This window comes from Pseudomonas sp. HMSC065H01, assembly GCF_001815235.1.
GTDB lineage: Bacteria > Pseudomonadota > Gammaproteobacteria > Pseudomonadales > Pseudomonadaceae > Pseudomonas > Pseudomonas aeruginosa.
The window spans coordinates 23,061-24,767 of the sequence record NZ_KV819936.1 but is presented as its reverse complement, the minus strand read 5'-3'; the positions used below and the strand labels follow the sequence as shown (position 1 = coordinate 24,767).

At 71.6% G+C, this 1,707-nt stretch carries 1 protein-coding gene; it reads right to left on the bottom strand.

Annotated features, from left to right (window positions below; translation table 11 throughout):
• On the bottom strand, nt 1-1,707 hold a 1,707-nt coding region (locus HMPREF3014_RS29570; protein ID WP_256562453.1), incomplete at both ends, for an Ig-like domain-containing protein.

Sequence of the window (1,707 nt, the reverse complement as noted above, 5' to 3'; positions counted from 1 at the left end):
TCGGGTTGCCGTTGCCGTCGGTGAGGATCACCTTGGCCCCGGCCTCCGCGGTGCCGCTGATGGTCGTGCCGTTGCTCGGATCGATCACCGGCGCCGGCGGCGCCACCGCGTCCACCGTGGTGGCGGCCTGCGGGCCGGTATTGCCGGTCGGGTCGGTGGCCGTGGCGACGATCACCGTGCCGTTGGCCAGCGGCGTGCCCGGCGTGAAGCTCCAGTTGCCGCTGCCGTCGGCGGTGACCTGCCCTATCGGGTTGCCGCCGGCATCGGTGAGGGTCACGGTGGCACCGGCCTCGGCGGTGCCGCTGATGACGACGCCGTTGCTCGGGTTGATCACCGGCGCCGGCGGCGCGCTGGAATCGACGGTCACCGTCGCCGGCGGGCTGCTGTTACCGGCGGCGTCCTCGGCCACCACGTTGACCACAGTACCGTTGGCGATCGGCGTGGACGGGGTGTAGGTCCAGTTGCCGCTGCCGTCGGCGGTGACCTCGGCGATCGGATTGCCGTTGCCGTCGGTGAGGATCACCGTGCTGCCCGGCTCGGCGGTGCCGCTGAGGCTGCTGCCATTGCTCAGGTTGACGGTCGGCGTGGCCGGCGCGATGGCGTCCACGGTGGTGCTGCCCTGGCCGCCGGTATTGCCGGCCGGGTCGGTAGCGGTGGCGTTGACCACGGTTCCATCCGCCAGCGGCGTGGACGGGGTGAAGCTCCAGTTGCCGCTGCCGTCGGCAGTGACCTGCCCGATCGGATTGCCGCTGCCATCGGTCAGGGTCACCGTGGCGCCCGGTTCGGCGGTGCCGCTGATCTCCGCGCCGTTGCTCGGATTGACCACCGGCGCGGCCGGCGCCACCGAGTCCACGGTGGTGCTGGCCGGAGCGCTGGTATTGCCGGTCGGGTCGCTGGCCGTGGCGTTGACCACGGTGCCGTTGGCCAGCGGCGTGCCCGGTGTGAAGCTCCAGTTGCCGCTGCCGTCGGCGGTGACCTGGCCAATCGGGTTGCCGTTGCCGTCGGTCAGGGTCACGGTAGCGCCCGGCTCGGCGGTGCCGCTGAGCGTAGTGCCGTTGCTCGGGTTGACCACCGGAGCCGCCGGGGCCTGCGAGTCCACGGTGACGCTGGCGCCCGGGCTGCTATTGCCGGCGGCGTCCTGGGCCACCACGTTGACCACGGTGCCGTTGGCGATCGGCGTGGACGGGGTGTAGGTCCAGTTGCCGCTGCCGTCGGCGGTGACCTCGGCGATCGGATTGCCGTTGCCGTCGGTGAGGATCACCGTGCTGCCCGGTTCCGCAGTGCCGCTGAGGCTGCTGCCGTTGCTCAGGTTGACGGTCGGCGTGGTCGGCGCCACGCCATCGACGGTGGTGCTGCCCTGGCCGCTGGTGTTGCCCGCCGGATCGGTGGCCGTGGCGTTGACCACGGTTCCATCCGCCAGCGGCGTGGACGGGGTGAAGCTCCAGTTGCCGCTGCCGTCGGCGGTGACCTGGCCAATCGGGTTGCCGTTGCCATCGGTCAGAGTCACGCTGCTGCCCGGCTCGGCGGTGCCGCTGAGCGTGGTGCCGTTGCTGGGGTTGATCACTGGCGTGGCCGGGGCTACCGAGTCCACGGTGACACTGCTGCCCGCACTGGTGTTGCCGGAGGCGTCGGTGGCCGTGGCGTTGACCACGGTGCCGTTGGGCAACGGCGTGGTCGGAGTGAAGCTCCAGTTGCCGCTGCCATCGG